The organism is Bacillus sp. C-3-6 (genome assembly GCF_054509685.1).
Map to the genome: position 1 here is coordinate 3,992,283 of NZ_CM137247.1, position 15,856 is coordinate 4,008,138.

Genomic DNA, 15,856 nt, shown 5'->3' on the forward strand with positions numbered 1-15,856 from the left:
TTTACTGGAAGAGAAAGACACTTTTAATCTTGTCAAATAGCGTGTTAATTAAAAACGCAACATGAAATAAAATGACGACAAAACCGACAAGGATAACCCAATTTGCAATATCCTCCCGCTTTAATTCTTTTAGTACAGTATGAATGAAAGCTAAAACAATGCCGATTCCGGCGATTTGAAATATTAATCCAACATCAATGGACATCGCCTTTCTCCCCCCCTATAGCAGTAAAATTACAATAAGTAGCCCTGCTAGTACCCCTAAGCTCTTAATCATTTTTTCGTATTGCAGTTGTAATGCTTTCGCTTCTCCTTCTTCTCTCTCCAAATGTGTAATACATAAGCGAATATGTTTTTGTTGTGATTCACGATCATGTTGCCCGAGCGTTTCACCAAATTGCTGCAGTATTTCATACTCAGTTTGTTGAAATGCGGTTAACTTCCAGTTCTCTTTCAAACTATCTATCCACGCTTCTCTTACTGTTTGTTCCCCGCTTTGTAGTCTTCTGGCGAAACTTTGAAATATCCAATTTAATGGCTTTGGCATTTGTTTAACTAATCGCTCGGCAGCCTCAGATAAAGGTGTGTGTCCATACATAATTTCTGCTTCTAATGATTGAAGTGCTGATTTTAATAATCTAAGTTGCCTCGGCCTCTCACTATATCTTTTAGCGTATGAAAACCCGAAAAAGGTGCTGACCGCAACGATTAACACTGCACCGAATATTTTCACCATACGCCCTCAGCCTTTCTACTTGATAACACTGGTTTTCCATATTTATCTTTCACCTGCATAACCGTTCCTGGACCCCTCGCTTTTGACAACTCCACAAACCTATCAAATATACCAAGCTCTAGCACTGCCTTTAGCGATGGACGTCTCACAACATCCTCATAGGAAAATCCGTGTGCACTTATAAAAAGCTGAACACCTGCATGCACTGCCTCCATAATTGCTTCACTATCTTCTTTACGGCCAATTTCATCTACGATCAAAATATCAGGACTCATAGAACGAATCATCATCATCATTCCTTCTGCCTTTGGACACGCGTCTAACACATCGACTCGGGTACCAAAATCATATTGCGGGATCCCTTTCACACAGCCAGCAATTTCTGACCGTTCATCAACGATCCCCACTTTACAAGAAGGAATTTCCGAAGCACTTACTCCTTGACTCATGCAACGAGCTACATCTCTTAAAAGTGTCGTTTTTCCCGTTTGCGGAGGGCCAATTACCATCGTGTTTAACCATCTTTTTTCATACAAATATGGCAAAAGCGGTTCAGCAATCCCTATTTTTTGACGAGCAATACGAATATTAAAGGAAGAGACATCACGAATCATTTTCACTGCGCTTTTTTCTGTAATGACTTTTCCCGCTAATCCGATTCTATGCCCTCCGCGAAGTGTCACATACCCACGTTTTAATTCCTCTTCCATCGTATAAATTGAGAATTGACTTAACTTATTCAATAAGTAAATAGCATCCTCTGCAGTAGTGATATAGTCATAAAAAAACACCTTTCCGTGTGCAATACACTCTAGCGGTCTTCCAATTCGAACACGAATTTCCTCTAAAGCATCGTATTGCTTACATTCTTCAATTAAGTACTTCATCGTTTTTGGTAAAACTTCTAATACCTCTTTCATCGGCTTCTCCCCACTATACTCGACTTACTATTTCAGTAATGCGATAAAAATACAGCAAATTCCAAGCGCTAGAAAAAAGAGCTTCAAGAAAGAAATTTCACTTGCTACACTCGCTATCCCAATTGTCATTGTTAAAATTAATACGGTAGGTCCAACAAACGCTAACATACCATTTATAAACAACGCTTTCTTCGCATCATTCACATAAAGCATAAGCAAAGCAGCAAATATCTCCGCACTACCTGAAAATAATCGAAGTGCTCCCATAACAAGCACGGATGTTTCCATTGCCGCTAGCCACTGTTTCATTCTTCCACCTTCTCCCGTAACAGTTACTAACTTCGTATTCTTAAAAAGAATATATTTGTACAACCATATGCAGAGGTTGTCTATTTCAGAAGTAAAAACATAATTTTTCTCTAAAGCCCGAATTAGAATCTGAATATTTATATTATTTTATGGTATATTATGGTACATTTAGTTTAAAAGGGGTATAAACCATGCAGCACGTTACTTTATTACCACTCGATTTACGCTATACAAATGTGATTTTCGAGCTATCAAGTGATCCACATATAAAAAATGCATTAGGGATAACGGCAGAAAACATCGAAGACACAAAAGCATTTCTTCTTTTCGCAATAGAAGAAGAACATCAAAAGAAACCCTTATCGAGAATGATTGTGAATGAAGAGAATGAAATAATTGGCCTCACCACACTTAAACATATTAATGATGAGAAGAAGCAATCTCACATTGGTAGTTGGCTCGGCTATCCGTACTGGGGAAAAGGCTATAACGAGGCTGCTAAAAAAGAAATCTTTAAAATCGCCTTTTTAGACTTACAACTTTCCTACGTATTTGCTGGTGCTAAAACGAATAATACCCGCTCGTTAAAAGCACAAGAAAAACTACCTTATATTTCATTGCATGTGGAAAACAAGTTTCCAGACGAATACGCTGCACTAGAGAAAGAAGTAAAGTCAACTTGCTCTTTGCATGTCGTGTCACGTGAAAATTTTTTAAACTGGTTGAGATTACAAAGTGAGGAGGAAAAATATGAAGACATTGAAAATTAGTTTAACCGTTGTAGTAGAATTAGCTCTTATTTATCTTTTTTCCTTATTGGTCGGTTGGTCATTTATAGAGACATTTTTCCTTGGTAGTTTAGCAATATTTGCAATTATGTGGTTAATTATTATGAGTAACCATAGAAATAACATTACAGATCACGCAATAAGTAAAACATTAACTGGTGTTGAGACTGGCGAAATAAAACCATTTCAAATTGTTTTGACTCCATCTATTATGGGTACTCTTTCACTTGTTTTAGTCAGTTTTATTATAACAGCTATTTACTATCTACCCTATTTCCTATAAAAAAAGCACTCGTGAATTATCACGAGTGCTTTTCTACTATGCACGAGAAACGTATTTACCTTCACCAGTGTTGATGATAAGCATTTCGCCTTCGTTAATGAAGATTGGTACCTGTACAACAAGACCAGTTTCTAATGTAGCTGGTTTTGTTACGTTAGAAGCAGTATCACCTTTAATACCAGGCTCTGTTTCTGTAACTTGTAATTCAACTGTGTTTGGAAGTTCAACACCAAGTACTTCGCCTTGGTAAGTCATGATTGCTACTTCCATGTTTTCTTTTAGGAATTTAAGCTCGCGCTCGATTTGTTTTTCACCAAGCTCGATTTGCTCATAAGTTCCGTTATCCATAAATACGTGAGCCTCACCACTTGCGTATAAGTATTGCATACGACGGTTTTCGATGTGCGCTTTTTCTACTTTCTCACCTGCACGGAATGTTTTCTCCTGAACAGATCCTGTGCGAATGTTACGTAGTTTAGAACGAACGAATGCAGCACCTTTACCTGGCTTTACGTGTTGGAAATCAAGTACTTGCCAAAGGGCATTGTCCACTGAAATTGTTAAACCTGTACGAAAATCGTTTACTGAAATCATGTAAAAAAATCCTCCTGTGTATTACAAAATAATAAGTTCTTTTGGTGATTTCGTAATTACTTCATTACCTTCACTTGTCACAATGATATCATCTTCAATACGTACGCCGCCAATACCTGGAATATAAATACCTGGTTCTACTGTTACAGCCATACCGGGTTCAAGTACTGTATCAGAACGGAACGCTAAACCTGGTGCTTCATGGATTTCAAGACCTATTCCATGACCAGTAGAGTGTCCAAAGTATTCACCATATCCTTTTTCCGTTATGTAATCACGCGTTAGCGCATCAGCCTCGCGACCTGTTAAACCAGCTTTAATACCGTTCACACCACGTAGTTGTGCTTCTAAAACGATATTATAAATTTCTTTTAATTTATCAGATGGTTCACCGACTGCAATCGTACGAGTAATATCAGAGCAATATCCTTTGTAATAAGCGCCGAAGTCTAATGTAACGAAATCTCCTGTTTCTATCACTTTTTCAGATGCCACGCCGTGCGGTAATGCCGAACGAAGACCTGAAGCAACGATAATATCAAACGAAGAAGATGTTGCTCCTTGTTTTCTCATGAAAAATTCAAGTTCATTTGACACTTCAATTTCAGATACTCCCGGGCGAATGAATGATAGAATATGCTCAAAGGCAGCATCTGCAATCTGTGCAGCTTCCTTTAATATCTTAATCTCTGAATCAGTCTTTATCAAGCGTAACTTTTCTACAAGTCCAGAAGTTGGGATAAATTCAGCATCAATCGCTTCCTTATGCGCTGAATAAGAACTATATGTAAGAGTATCTTGCTCAAAACCAAGCTTTTGAATTCCAAGCTCTTTCACTTGCTTTGCCACTTCATCAATGATTAATCCTGCGTGCTGTACAATCTCATATCCAACCGCTTGTTTACTTGCCTGCTCGACGTAACGGAAATCTGTAATAAATTGCGCACGATCTTTTGAAATAAGAACTACACCTGCTGTTCCTGTGAAGTTAGCCATATATCTACGACTATGTTCATTTGTTAACAAAATACCGTCAATGCCAGCCTCACCAAATGCACTTCGTAATCTTTCAATTTTCTCCATTACTTTATGCCTCCCTCAATTTCTCCATTAATGCAAATAACGCTAACTTATAGCCATAAAAACCAAATCCAACAATTTGTCCTGCACAAACAGCTGCCGTCACAGATTCGTGACGGAACGATTCACGCTGATGAATGTTAGAAATATGTACTTCAATAACAGGAATCGAAATGCTCGCAATGGCATCACGAATCGCATAGCTATAATGCGTAAATGCTCCCGGATTTAAAATGATCCCTTCATATATATCTTCCGCTTCATGAATAATGTCGATAATGGCACCTTCATGATTCGATTGGAAACATTCTAACTCCACTCCCATTGTTTCCGCTTCTTGCTTCATATCTGCTTCAAGTGTCGCTAGCGTGCCCTTTCCATATACATTTACCTCACGAACACCGAGGCGATTTAGGTTAGGACCGTTTACGAGGAGTAACTTTTTCATATTCTTAAAACTCCTTAATATTAAATATCTATACAATATTTTAACATAGGAGTTACTTATTTGAATAGTTCGTCTTCTCTCGCCCTTCTTGTTCTACTTTATTGCTATTTACTGCGTAAGAAACAGAATATGCTATAAACACACCATACAATATAAAAATACATATTGTCGTTACAATTGTCTCTTTTGGTAAATGGAGCGCACTTTTAATAACAGGAGCCATTAAACCCATCCCCAAAAACAGTAATGCCCACCAAAATAATCCATAAATAATTCCCGCAATAATCCCTTCAAACTTCGCAAAAAATGCTTTATACAAAAAGGCAATCAAAATTGAAAGAAGTCCCATACAAACTATTCCTGACACATTCCCCCATACACCTTCCTTCCAACTTCCAAACGCAAATGGTAAAAGGAAATAATTCGGTCCCGCCTCCGTGAATGAAAATATATGAAGGAAATACCATATCCCGCCCCAAAAGATTCCACCAAACAAACCGATTTGTACAAAATTCCTTGTTCCTAATTGTTCTTGACTCACATCGACACCTCCGCTCAATAGTATGCCCGAAACTATTTTGAAGCATGTTTAAATCCTGCGAAATTTGTCTATAAAAAGAATAAGAAATGTCCGACTCTCATAACATTTTCCCTTGTCATCTACTTGTATTTGCCGATAAAATAAAGGAAACTCGGTGATTGTCTTATTTCAAAACGACAGAACCCAGTATGACAATTGCCTCTTTTTCTACATAAGAGAGAAACAAATACAGGTTGGTGTTAACATGGCAGAAGAGTCAAAACAAATATATGGCGGGCAAGCGGTCATAGAAGGAGTTATGTTTGGCGGTAGAGAATATACTGTTACAGCGGTTCGTCGTAAAGATAAATCGATTGAATTTTATCGATTACCACGCGTTCGTAATAAAGTATTATCTATCCTAAAAAAAATTCCATTTTTACGAGGTATTGCCGCTATTGTGGATGCAAGTGCGAATGGAGCAAAGCATTTAAACTTCGCTTCAGAACGATTTGACGTCCACCCAGAAGATGATGAACAAATTGCAAATAAAAAAGAAGAACAATCAAAATTAACGATGGTATTAGGAGTTGCAGCTGTTGGCGTTTTATCTTTCATATTCGGTAAAGTCATCTTCACAGCAGTTCCTGCACTATTAGCTGAATTAACGAGACCGATTTTCCCATCTCATACTGGGCAAATCATTGTCGAAAGTGTCATTAAGCTCATGCTATTATTGAGCTATATATACTTTATTTCTTTAACCCCACTTATTAAGCGGGTATTTCAGTATCACGGTGCAGAGCATAAGGTAATCAATGCTTATGAGAATAACCTTCCTCTGACTGTAGAAAACGTTCAAAAGCAAACTCGCCTCCATTATAGATGCGGCAGTAGCTTTATTATATTTACAGTCATTATTGGAATGTTCGTTTATTTCCTAGTCCCTACAGATCCTCTTTGGGCACGAGTTATAAACCGAATTTTATTAATTCCAGTTGTACTTGGTATTTCTTTTGAAGTATTGCAATTTACAAATCGATTAAGAGATATTCCCGTATTACGCGTACTTGGATATCCTGGGTTATGGCTACAACTATTAACAACGAAAGAACCAACAGATGACCAAGTGGAAGTAGCAATTGCATCGTTTGAAGAATTATTACGTTTAGAGAACAAACAATAATTATTTAAAAATGGTGTTCAACTCCTTTCCTCATCGTTAATATACTAATTTTAATATACGTTTTTAGGAGGTGTCCCTTATGAACGGTCGTTCGTTTACTTTCGCTATATTTGTGCTTATTATTGGATTGGCAATATTCGGCCTTGTTTCATCTGTTATTACAAATCCCATGGGTGTATTAAGAAATATCGGGTACATGTTACTTGTTGTCGGTATCTTTTACTTGCTATACAAGATGTTTACAAATTCCAGTGGTTCCGCAAATTCGCAAAGCTCATATAAGCGTGCGGCAAAACAATCGAACCGCAAACATGGGAAACAAAATGTAGCACCCCTAGGCAATTCTTTCTTTAAGTCAAATACTTCTAATGACAAAAGTAAAAAAGGGAATTCTTCCACTTTAAAACGAAAAAGAAAACAGTCTCATTTAACTGTCATTGAAGGCAAAAAAAGTAAAAAGAAAGACCGTGCTTCCTTTTAGGAAATACGGTCTTTTTTTATACTTTGAAGCACTTCGTTTAAACTTTTCTCTCTCATACTTTCAATTCGAAGATGATGATTTTTAAATGGTAAATTCCGTGTCACATCATTAGGTACAACAACGCACGTTAATCCCGCTGCAACTGCTGCTCTCAATCCATTTAATGAATCTTCAAATACAACAGCTTCAGATGGCTTAATTCCTAATTCTTCTATTGCAACTCGATAAAGAGCTGGATCTGGTTTTACCTTCTCAACATCTTCTCTCGTTTTAATTACTTCAAAATATTCTCGAATCTGTAGCTCTTCTAAAAAATGAATAACCCATTCTCTAGACGAACTAGAAGCTAGTGCGATTTTTAATCCCATTTCTTTCGCTTCTTCTAAATATTCTTTTACCCCGTCACGAGCTTCTGGTATTTTCATTTTCTCTTTATGTAAAGTTGCCACTTTTTCTTTTAATACACTTTTGTTAAACTTCTCTTTTAATTGATCATTTAAATATGCATAAAGTACCTCATCTGTTGTTCCAATGCATTTCGCAAATTCCTCTAAAGGTAGTTCCCCGCCGTATTCACGAACAGCATCTCTGAAAGAGTGAAACCATATCGTTTCTGTGTCCACAATTAATCCATCAAAATCAAAAATAATTGCTTTCATAATTCTCCCATCCTTTTCGAATTGAAATAAAAAAGGAAACGCCATCCGTTCCCCTTAATTACTTTTCTCTTCATTTGCTTTTTGAACACCACGAAGTGTTTCCACTCGAACCTCATCTTGTTCAAAGTATTGTACTAAATCACCGATACGGTCAATTGATTCCCAACTTAAATGATGTTCAATTCCTTCTACATCATTATAGATTTTGCTTTCATCCACACCGATAATGCGCATAAACTGTTCTAACAATTCATGTCGATATACGAGACGTTCCCCGATTTTTTTACCTTTTGATGTTAATACAAGCCCTCTATATTTTTCATAAATTAGATATTCGTCTTTGTCTAATTTTTGTACCATTTTTGTTACAGAGGATGGATGTACACTAAGCGCTTCAGCAATATCAGATACACGGGCATAACCCTTTTCATCAATCAACAAATAAATTTGTTCAATATAATCTTCCATACTAGGGGTAGGCATCGGTTTCCTCCATCCAATTTCATTTTGCTTATTCCGTACGAAGCAATCAATAAAATGATACACCAGAAAGAATAACGTGACAAGGTGGAAACGAGCCTAAATCTGCAAAAGTGAAAAGAACCTGTATTCAAATACAAGTTCCTTTCATGTAAAATATTGAATTTCTGCGTCAGGAAAAAAGTGATGAATATATCCTCGAATCGTTTCCTCCAATACTTCTGCATCATCTTTTTTATATACATATTTCCCAATTCCATATCGTCCCCATTTATACTTTCGCTTCTCTTCATCCATTTCAAGCTTCGTATTTGGATAACGCTCTTGAATAACCTTTTTCGCTGGTTTCGTAAAACGATGCTGAATTAATTCAAACGTTAAATTTGGTATCGTCATATCTTTCAGCGCATTGTACAGTCGCTCAAATAGTTCACGATATCCTTCTTCCCATCCTTCATGCATATAAAGTGGCGCGACTATAAAACCAAGTGGATAACCTGCACCTGCTACTTTACGTGCCGCCTCAATTCGCTCCTCAAATGGCGATGTCCCTGGTTCAAAATTTTTAATTACATATCGTGAATTTATACTAAACCTGAAACGAGTTTTCCCATTATGCTTTGCATCTAATAAATGATCAACGTGCGAATATTTCGTGACGAAACGTAAGCGCCCATATTCACTTTCTCCAATGAATTCAATCGCCCGCTTTAATGCATGTGTTAAATGATCAATCCCAACAATGTCTGATGTACACGCTGCTTCAAATCTTGTTATTTCAGGTGCCCTTTCATCCATATATTGCTTTGCCTTCTCAAATATTTCATCAAGATTGACATACACACGAACGTAAGGCTTACTCCCAAGTGTTGTTTGCAAATAGCAATAATGACAATGTCCCATACACCCTGTTGCGAGCGGAATTGCATATTCAGCTGACGGTTTTGACGTATCAAACTTTAGCGTTTTCCTCACCCCAACAACAAGTGTAGCTTTTGCATTACGATACTTTTGCAAATCATTTTCTCCTGGCAAATTTCTAATTTGATTATGTGATGTTGTTTCATGAATTTCTAATCCCATCTTCGTAAACTTCTCATAAAGCTCTTTTCCAAGCGGATATTCAAGTGCCTTTGGTTCAAAGTAAACGAGTTTTGGCATAAATGGTTTCATACGCTTCCCTCCTCTCGTTAGTATGGGAAACATTGAAAAATTAACACGCATTAAAGTTTTCCACTTCAGTAACTTGCGTTGCAAGTTACTGAATGTTATAATTTGGATAACAGCTACTTTGCAACGCAAGTTACCTGAGTAAAAGGTGGTGAAATCATGCACAGCCAAATGTTAAAAGGTGTACTAGAAGGTTGCATCCTATACATCATTTCACAAGAAGAAGTGTACGGATATGAACTGAGCACAAAATTAAATAAACACGGATTTACATTCGTAAGCGAAGGAAGCATATATCCGTTATTGTTACGTATGCAAAAAGAAAAATTGATTGAAGGAACATTAAAAGCCTCCTCACTCGGTCCAAAACGAAAATATTATCACGTAACGGATAAAGGATTAGAGCAGCTTGAAGAATTTAAACAAAGCTGGGGAATGGTTTCAACTACGGTAAATAACTTATTACAGGGGGAGTGATAGGGATGAATGCACAAGACATGATTGAATTGAATAATAAAAAACGTGAGCTTCTAACTTCCGAAAACGAGGCTGCTTATGGTGATATGTTAGTATATCTTCGAATATCAAACGTACCCGAGCAACAAATGGAGGAACTGTTACTAGAAATATTAGATCACCTCATCGAAGCACAAGCAGAAAATAAAAACGCTTATGACATCTTTGGAGATAATTTACAATCTTATTGCGATGAACTTATATCAGCTTTACCAACTCAAACAAAGTTAGAAAAAACCTCTTTAATTGGATTTTCTATTAGCTTACTTCTTGCTATACAGTTTGGCATAAATGCAATTATTTCATTTTTTATGTTTCTATTTGAAAAAAACAATACATTATCAAGTCCGCCTTTTAGCATCCTTGGAACTACTTTGTCTGTTTCAATAATTATACTAGGTATACTATTTCTTTTATATTTATTAAAGCGTTACTCCTTTGATCAGAAAATGAATTGGAAAAGAAGAATTCTATTTGGATTCGCATTTGCTACTCCATTTTGTTCCGCTGTATTCTTAAATATTTATTTCCAAAAGCAACCTTATCTCATTTATCATCTAAATTTCTGGCAAAATGCTTTAATTGCTATCTTATTTTTTATTTTATATAAATTACTATATAAAAAATCAAATTTTTAACAGCCCTTCAAAAGGCTGTTTTTTCTTCTGTCTAATTTTACAAATTGAAAAATTTCATAAAGAAAATAAGAAAAATGCAAAATAATTAAAGTTAATTGTTGACGTGATGCTTTTATTATCGGTATCATAAATCTTCGTGAGCAATTATTTTTCGTTATACGATTTTTTTATTATTACTGAATTTTTGAGAGGAGAAATTAGATGTCAGTTAAGAAGAAAACGCAAGTACGCACCGGCAAAATGGTACGTGAACTAATGTTAGCAGACGAAGATGTAAATGCTTCGCTAATTATGGTATATAGTGAAAACGGTGTAAACGCAGAAATTAAAATCGAGGGCTTAACGCCGAAATGTAACGAAGAATTATTTTTGAGCGGAAACGTGGATTGGAACAAGAGTGTTATTTATAAAATTGTTGATTTCACTGGAAACGCTGAAGTTGGTAAAGTTACATTAACAGCGATGAACAAAAACAATGTTTCTCTAGAAATTGAACGCGTTATGTGGAGCAAAGAGAATAAAGAAGCTGCTGAGCAAGAAGAAACTGTTGTAGAAGCTACTCCGAAAAAAGAAGTAGTTGTAGAAGCGCCAAAAGCAGTTACACCTGCTCCAAAACCTGTTACGCGAGTAGAAACACCTGCAGCACCTAAACCTACTCCGGTACCAACACCGAAGCCAGTAAGTGTAGAAGCTGCTATGGAATTATCTACTCCAGCACCTGTGAAAAAAGCAGTACCAACTCCAGTTACAAAGCAAGAGTCTGCACCGGTTGCGCCTGCAAAACCGAAGCAATCTGCTTTGACTGAAACAAATACAAAACTACAAGAAAATTATGTGAAACTCGTGAAAAAGACAATTGAAGTTTGTCAAGATTACGAGCTTGGCATCGACATAGATGATTCTATTGAAAGCTTAAAAGAAGAACTACAAAGCCAAGGTATTAGCGTTACATTTGACAAAGAAATTATGGACGTTGTAAGTCGCCTTCGTTCTTTACAAGATAAAGGAATCAAAGTAGAAAAAGTACTTAATTTACTATAAAAAAATAAGAGGTGGCAATTGCCATCTCTTATTTTTTATAATTCCACTCATTACTTTCATACTTTTCTTTCGCTAACGTTTGAACTTCATGTAACTGTTCTTCTGTTAATTCATATGGAACAAGTTCTACATCCAATCCTTTTTCAAAGCCAACTTCAAACGCTTTAATTAACTGTTCTATCGTAAATGTACGGTCTGTTAATTCATTAATTGCTACTGCTTTAGAAGAGAACATACTCTTCATACGTTCCTTCACACGTTCATTTGGGAATAAAAATAGATCATATAGTTCATCTAAATCAATTTCTAATGGAATCGATCCATGCTGTAAAATAACACCTTTTTGACGTGTTTGAGCACTACCAGCAATTTTTCTTCCTTCCACTACAATTTCATACCAAGATGGTGCATCAAAACATACACCTGAACGTGGATTTTTCAAATTTTCACGATCTGCTTCTGTTTTTGGAACTGCATAATATGCTTCTAACCCTAATGCCTTAAAACCATCTAATAAGCCTTGCGAAATAACACGATATGCTTCTGTAACTGTTTTCGGCATATTCGGATGATCTTCAGACACAATAACACTATACGTTAACTCTTTGTCATGTAGTACACCCCTGCCGCCTGTTTGACGACGAACGAATCCATATTTTTTTTCGTTAACTACATCCATATTAATATCTTTCTCAACACGTTGAAAATATCCAACTGTTAATGTTGGTACTTCCCATTCATAAAAACGAATTGTTGGTGGCATTTTCTTTTCACTTTGCCAATTTAACAAACATTCATCTAACGCCATATTAAATGCCGGTGAACATTGACCAGAGTTAATATAACACCATTTTTCTTTTCCCATCCTGCACCTCATATAACCAATTATTTTTCACATTCTCTAGTCTACCAAATTCGACAAAATTTGTGAAAGAATACGAAATTTCTTGTTATATGCAAATGAATCTGTTGCATAAATACATATGGGCATTATAATATTGAAAGTAGGATAAGAAAAAAGGGAGCGATAGAATCGTGTCAACAACTTGGATTATTTTATTAGCCGTAATCGTAGCATTTATCGGCTACACTGTATGGATGTACTTCTATCAGAAAAAATTAATTAAAACTCTTACAGAAGAAGAATTTCGCGCTGGCTACCGTAAAGCACAGCTTATCGATATTCGTGAAGCAGACGAATATAACGCAGGGCATATTTTAGGTGCACGTAACATTCCGTTATCACAAATTCGCCTTCGCCATAAAGAACTTCGTCAAGATCAACCTGTTTACTTATATTGCCAAAGCGGATTCCGTACAGGTCGTGCAGCGCAATACTTAAAAAAACAAGGCTACAAAGATTTCTACCAATTACAAGGTGGATTTAAATCTTGGACAGGCAAAATTAAAAAGAAATAATAACATACAAAAAACTAGCTGAATAAATCAGCTAGTTTTTTCATTTCATCTTATTCGCAATGTATAATAAATTCTGCTTGATTACCTTTTCATCGTTCTCTTCTACATTCCGATACAGCAGCTGATATTCAATTCCTTTCTCTTTCCATATAAGCGTAGCAAATTCGTCACCACGTTCATAATCATCTTTATTTTTAAAATAAGCAGACGTTCCATTATTCAGTTTCATTTGTTCTTGAAATCGCTTCTCTTCCATAAGGTCCGGAAAACTATAAGGAAAGTTCGCGACATTTAACTCAATATACTCATTTCTACCTGGCTCCTTCTGTTTATATTTAATCGTTAAGACAGCGTTCTTTTTCCCAAGCGTTCTTACTTCACCCTTCACATCACTTGTAATGTCGTACGGTAAAAACGTTGGAACTTTAAACTTCACCGGAAAATATTTTGGAAGTTCCTTTAGCGGAATAGGATCCGTAACACGATCCATAGCTCCTCCTGTTGTTCCCACAAAGTGTTTTTCTTCTTGCATCGTTTGCTGAAACGAACACGAACTAAGTACAAAACTAGAAAACACGAAACAAATGATTCTTTTTTTCAATTTGTTTCCGCCCTTTCATACCGCTCTCTTAACGAACGAAGCGTTGATATGCTCTTCATATTCGCTTTGTCATCAAACTCCACCTTTGAAAACTTTCCACGTTATTCTCACACATTTTGACAACACTTTTTGCAAACAAAAAAGACCCCTATCATTCTTACGCCCAAGTGAAAAGGTTACGCGAATAAAAAGAAGTCTTATTAATACCATAGTTTGTGAAAAGCTTTTCAGGTCAAGATTTTTTCTTTCTTATTATTTTCCCTTTATAATAAGGGAAAGAGGTGATACATATGGCCAATATAAAACAAATTGCTAAAACTGCTGGTGTATCGATATCAACTGTTTCTCGTGTTCTGAATAATCACCCTTACGTAAAAGAAGAAAAGCGTAAGCGTGTTCTAGACGCTGTTGAAGAATTAAACTACGCAAAAAATATAAATGCTGTCCATTTAATAAGAGGGAAAACATATACAATTGGCGTTATGCTTCCTTTCATTAACCTCCCCTACTTCAGTACCATTATTGAAGGAATCGGTAACGAAGCATTATTAGCTGGATATCACATTAATTTATGCCAAACAAATTACGATAGCCTTGAAGAAATTCGTGTTCTTGAAATGATGAAAATGAAACAATTTGATGGGATGATTATTTGCTCCCGAACGAGCTCTTGGGAACAAATCGAACCTTTCGCAAAATTTGCCCCTATTATTTCATGTGAAAAAATGAAGCACCCCCTCATTTCATCCATCTACTTAGATCATTATGAAGGTTTCCGTCTCGGTACTGCCTATTTACTAAGTAAAGGCCATGAAAAAATCGGAATTTGTTTAGCAAGAAAAACAAGTGTAAACTCCATGGAGCGCGAAAAAGCGTTCGCCGATACCCTTCGTAACGAAGGGAAAACGTTGCATCCTGAATGGATTTTCCACCAATGCTATACAATGCAGGACGGAGCACAAATACTCCATCGTATTTTAAATATGAAAAATCGTCCAACTGCTATTTTTACAGCGAACGATCAAGTTGCAGCTGGTTTATTAACAGAGGCTCGAAAACATGGCATTCGAGTACCTGAAGACCTTGCTATCCTTGGATTTGATAATCATGAAATTTCAAAGGCATTAGAAATTTCCACAATTGAACATCCCGGTCTCGCAATGGGCTCACATGCTTTTTCTTTATTCCATAAGCAGATCCAAAGCGAGCAAATTGTCGGCAGTGCAAAAGAACTTTCATTCCATTTAATTGAGCGAGAGACTGTCTAAAAAGAGCGTTACCTATAACGCTCTTTTTCAGCTCTTCACCTATTGACATTATATTTTTTATCTCATATAATGAACCTAACGAACGGTAGGTAGGGGATGAAAATGACAGCAAACCGCATTAAAGCTGTAGCACTTTCTCATTTCGCACGCTACGGCTATGAAGGAACTTCATTGGCAAATATTGCTCAAGAAGTTGGGATTAAAAAACCATCGATTTACGCACACTTTAAAGGAAAAGAAGAGCTATATTTCATATGCTTAGAATCTGCTCTTCAAAAAGATTTGCAGAGCTTCACAGGCGATATCGAAAGCTTTTCCAATTCGTCCACTGAAGAATTGCTTTTAAAATTATTAAAAGGCTATGCAAAACGCTTTGGTGAAAGTGAAGAATCAATGTTTTGGTTACGAACTTCTTATTTTCCGCCTGATGCATTTCGCGAACAAATTATTAATAAAGCAAATGTACACATTGAAAACGTCGGAAAACTTTTATTCCCTGTATTTAAAAGAGCAAGCGAACAAGATGAGCTGCATAACATTGAAGTAAAAGACGCCTTAGAGGCTTTTCTATGCTTACTCGACGGTCTTATGGTTGAACTATTATACGCAGGTTTAAATCGTTTTGAGACACGTTTAGACGCTTCTTGGAAAGTATTTTGGCGTGGACTTTCAAACTGACGGATTGCTCCTTTGCAATGCGTCGTTTTTAAGCCCTTTAC

At 36.4% G+C, this 15,856-nt stretch carries 23 protein-coding genes; 10 read left to right on the top strand and 13 right to left on the bottom strand.

From position 1 onward, the window contains the following. Window position 1: 1 nt before the first annotated feature. The 4 genes from spoIIIAC to ACW0JX_RS20415 are packed head-to-tail and all read right to left on the bottom strand — an operon-like array spanning window position 2 to window position 1,965. On the bottom strand, window positions 2-205 hold the full coding sequence (gene spoIIIAC, locus ACW0JX_RS20400; RefSeq protein WP_000020914.1) for a stage III sporulation protein AC: 204 nt from the start codon (window positions 203-205) through the stop codon (window positions 2-4). A gap of 15 nt (window positions 206-220) precedes the next feature. After that, window positions 221-736: a stage III sporulation protein SpoIIIAB gene (gene spoIIIAB / locus ACW0JX_RS20405; protein ID WP_000238703.1), complete on the bottom strand. Its 516-nt coding sequence runs from the start codon at window positions 734-736 to the stop codon at window positions 221-223. Continuing rightward, a complete protein-coding gene (gene spoIIIAA / locus ACW0JX_RS20410) occupies window positions 730-1,656 on the bottom strand; it encodes a stage III sporulation protein AA (protein WP_000665907.1) in 927 nt (308 codons plus the stop codon). The genes spoIIIAB and spoIIIAA overlap by 7 nt, the downstream gene beginning before the upstream one ends. Window positions 1,657-1,683: 27 nt before the next feature. Further along, on the bottom strand, window positions 1,684-1,965 hold the full coding sequence (locus tag ACW0JX_RS20415; RefSeq protein WP_000816050.1) for a YqhV family protein: 282 nt from the start codon (window positions 1,963-1,965) through the stop codon (window positions 1,684-1,686). Window positions 1,966-2,156: 191 nt separating this feature from the next. On the opposite strand from ACW0JX_RS20415, the gene ACW0JX_RS20420 reads away from it, so the two are divergent. Both ACW0JX_RS20420 and ACW0JX_RS20425 read left to right on the top strand, forming a co-directional pair. Then, window positions 2,157-2,735, top strand: a complete 579-nt coding sequence (locus tag ACW0JX_RS20420; protein ID WP_459245036.1) for a GNAT family N-acetyltransferase — start codon at window positions 2,157-2,159, stop codon at window positions 2,733-2,735. Further along, window positions 2,716-3,036 carry a hypothetical protein gene (locus ACW0JX_RS20425; RefSeq protein WP_063548620.1) on the top strand — a complete coding sequence of 107 codons (321 nt, stop codon included), beginning with the start codon at window positions 2,716-2,718 and terminating at the stop codon, window positions 3,034-3,036. The genes ACW0JX_RS20420 and ACW0JX_RS20425 overlap by 20 nt, the downstream gene beginning before the upstream one ends. A gap of 36 nt (window positions 3,037-3,072) precedes the next feature. Here ACW0JX_RS20425 and efp read toward each other — a convergent pair whose 3' ends face one another. The 4 genes from efp to ACW0JX_RS20445 are packed head-to-tail and all read right to left on the bottom strand — an operon-like array spanning window position 3,073 to window position 5,699. Beyond that, window positions 3,073-3,630: an elongation factor P gene (efp, locus tag ACW0JX_RS20430; RefSeq protein WP_000626513.1), complete on the bottom strand. Its 558-nt coding sequence runs from the start codon at window positions 3,628-3,630 to the stop codon at window positions 3,073-3,075. A gap of 21 nt (window positions 3,631-3,651) precedes the next feature. Beyond that, entirely contained in the window at window positions 3,652-4,713 is a 1,062-nt protein-coding gene (gene pepQ / locus ACW0JX_RS20435) for a Xaa-Pro dipeptidase (RefSeq protein WP_000411057.1), read from the bottom strand. 4 nt (window positions 4,714-4,717) lie between these two features. Then, window positions 4,718-5,158, bottom strand: coding sequence for a type II 3-dehydroquinate dehydratase (aroQ, locus tag ACW0JX_RS20440; protein WP_000735140.1), 441 nt, complete (start codon window positions 5,156-5,158; stop codon window positions 4,718-4,720). A 52-nt stretch (window positions 5,159-5,210) separates the two neighbouring features. Beyond that, the gene (locus ACW0JX_RS20445; protein ID WP_000076886.1) at window positions 5,211-5,699 is read right to left on the bottom strand and encodes a YqhR family membrane protein; all 489 of its coding nucleotides are present in this window, start codon (window positions 5,697-5,699) and stop codon (window positions 5,211-5,213) included. A gap of 244 nt (window positions 5,700-5,943) precedes the next feature. Between ACW0JX_RS20445 and ACW0JX_RS20450 the strand changes: the two genes are divergently transcribed. Both ACW0JX_RS20450 and ACW0JX_RS20455 read left to right on the top strand, forming a co-directional pair. Then, window positions 5,944-6,864, top strand: a complete 921-nt coding sequence (locus tag ACW0JX_RS20450; protein WP_000807120.1) for a DUF1385 domain-containing protein — start codon at window positions 5,944-5,946, stop codon at window positions 6,862-6,864. A gap of 79 nt (window positions 6,865-6,943) precedes the next feature. After that, on the top strand, window positions 6,944-7,345 hold the full coding sequence (locus ACW0JX_RS20455) for an SA1362 family protein (RefSeq protein WP_001014463.1): 402 nt from the start codon (window positions 6,944-6,946) through the stop codon (window positions 7,343-7,345). Here the strand turns inward: ACW0JX_RS20455 and ACW0JX_RS20460 are convergent. The 3 genes from ACW0JX_RS20460 to splB all read right to left on the bottom strand — a co-directional run bounded on the left by ACW0JX_RS20460 (window position 7,342) and on the right by splB (window position 9,657). Further along, window positions 7,342-8,004 carry an HAD family hydrolase gene (locus ACW0JX_RS20460; protein ID WP_454500878.1) on the bottom strand — a complete coding sequence of 221 codons (663 nt, stop codon included), beginning with the start codon at window positions 8,002-8,004 and terminating at the stop codon, window positions 7,342-7,344. The two genes, ACW0JX_RS20455 and ACW0JX_RS20460, sit on opposite strands and share 4 nt — an antisense overlap. Before the next feature lie 54 nt (window positions 8,005-8,058). Then, window positions 8,059-8,487 carry a transcriptional regulator MntR gene (gene mntR, locus ACW0JX_RS20465; RefSeq protein WP_001143080.1) on the bottom strand — a complete coding sequence of 143 codons (429 nt, stop codon included), beginning with the start codon at window positions 8,485-8,487 and terminating at the stop codon, window positions 8,059-8,061. Between the two features lie 144 nt (window positions 8,488-8,631). Then, window positions 8,632-9,657, bottom strand: coding sequence for a spore photoproduct lyase (gene splB / locus ACW0JX_RS20470; protein WP_053563666.1), 1,026 nt, complete (start codon window positions 9,655-9,657; stop codon window positions 8,632-8,634). Window positions 9,658-9,813: 156 nt separating this feature from the next. Between splB and ACW0JX_RS20475 the strand changes: the two genes are divergently transcribed. The 3 genes from ACW0JX_RS20475 to ACW0JX_RS20485 all read left to right on the top strand — a co-directional run bounded on the left by ACW0JX_RS20475 (window position 9,814) and on the right by ACW0JX_RS20485 (window position 11,849). Then, window positions 9,814-10,131: a PadR family transcriptional regulator gene (locus ACW0JX_RS20475; RefSeq protein ID WP_000556083.1), complete on the top strand. Its 318-nt coding sequence runs from the start codon at window positions 9,814-9,816 to the stop codon at window positions 10,129-10,131. Window positions 10,132-10,136: 5 nt separating this feature from the next. Then, window positions 10,137-10,808, top strand: a complete 672-nt coding sequence (locus ACW0JX_RS20480; protein WP_053563665.1) for a DUF1129 family protein — start codon at window positions 10,137-10,139, stop codon at window positions 10,806-10,808. Window positions 10,809-11,009: 201 nt separating this feature from the next. After that, complete coding sequence (locus tag ACW0JX_RS20485) at window positions 11,010-11,849, top strand: hypothetical protein (RefSeq protein ID WP_053563664.1); 840 nt, start codon at window positions 11,010-11,012, stop codon at window positions 11,847-11,849. 28 nt (window positions 11,850-11,877) lie between these two features. Here ACW0JX_RS20485 and ACW0JX_RS20490 read toward each other — a convergent pair whose 3' ends face one another. Next, complete coding sequence (locus ACW0JX_RS20490; RefSeq protein ID WP_000514081.1) at window positions 11,878-12,714, bottom strand: lipoate--protein ligase family protein; 837 nt, start codon at window positions 12,712-12,714, stop codon at window positions 11,878-11,880. Between the two features lie 170 nt (window positions 12,715-12,884). Between ACW0JX_RS20490 and ACW0JX_RS20495 the strand changes: the two genes are divergently transcribed. Beyond that, window positions 12,885-13,268 (top strand): rhodanese-like domain-containing protein, encoded by a 384-nt coding sequence (locus tag ACW0JX_RS20495; RefSeq protein ID WP_000108653.1) that lies wholly within the window; start codon window positions 12,885-12,887, stop codon window positions 13,266-13,268. 40 nt (window positions 13,269-13,308) lie between these two features. Here ACW0JX_RS20495 and ACW0JX_RS20500 read toward each other — a convergent pair whose 3' ends face one another. Next, a complete protein-coding gene (locus tag ACW0JX_RS20500; RefSeq protein WP_033695179.1) occupies window positions 13,309-13,845 on the bottom strand; it encodes a hypothetical protein in 537 nt (178 codons plus the stop codon). 314 nt (window positions 13,846-14,159) lie between these two features. Here ACW0JX_RS20500 and ACW0JX_RS20505 point away from each other — a divergent pair, with 314 nt between their 5' ends. Beyond that, complete coding sequence (locus ACW0JX_RS20505; protein WP_144465067.1) at window positions 14,160-15,137, top strand: LacI family DNA-binding transcriptional regulator; 978 nt, start codon at window positions 14,160-14,162, stop codon at window positions 15,135-15,137. A gap of 96 nt (window positions 15,138-15,233) precedes the next feature. Then, window positions 15,234-15,815 (top strand): TetR/AcrR family transcriptional regulator, encoded by a 582-nt coding sequence (locus tag ACW0JX_RS20510; RefSeq protein WP_002005730.1) that lies wholly within the window; start codon window positions 15,234-15,236, stop codon window positions 15,813-15,815. The last annotated feature ends 41 nt before the right edge of the window (window positions 15,816-15,856 follow it).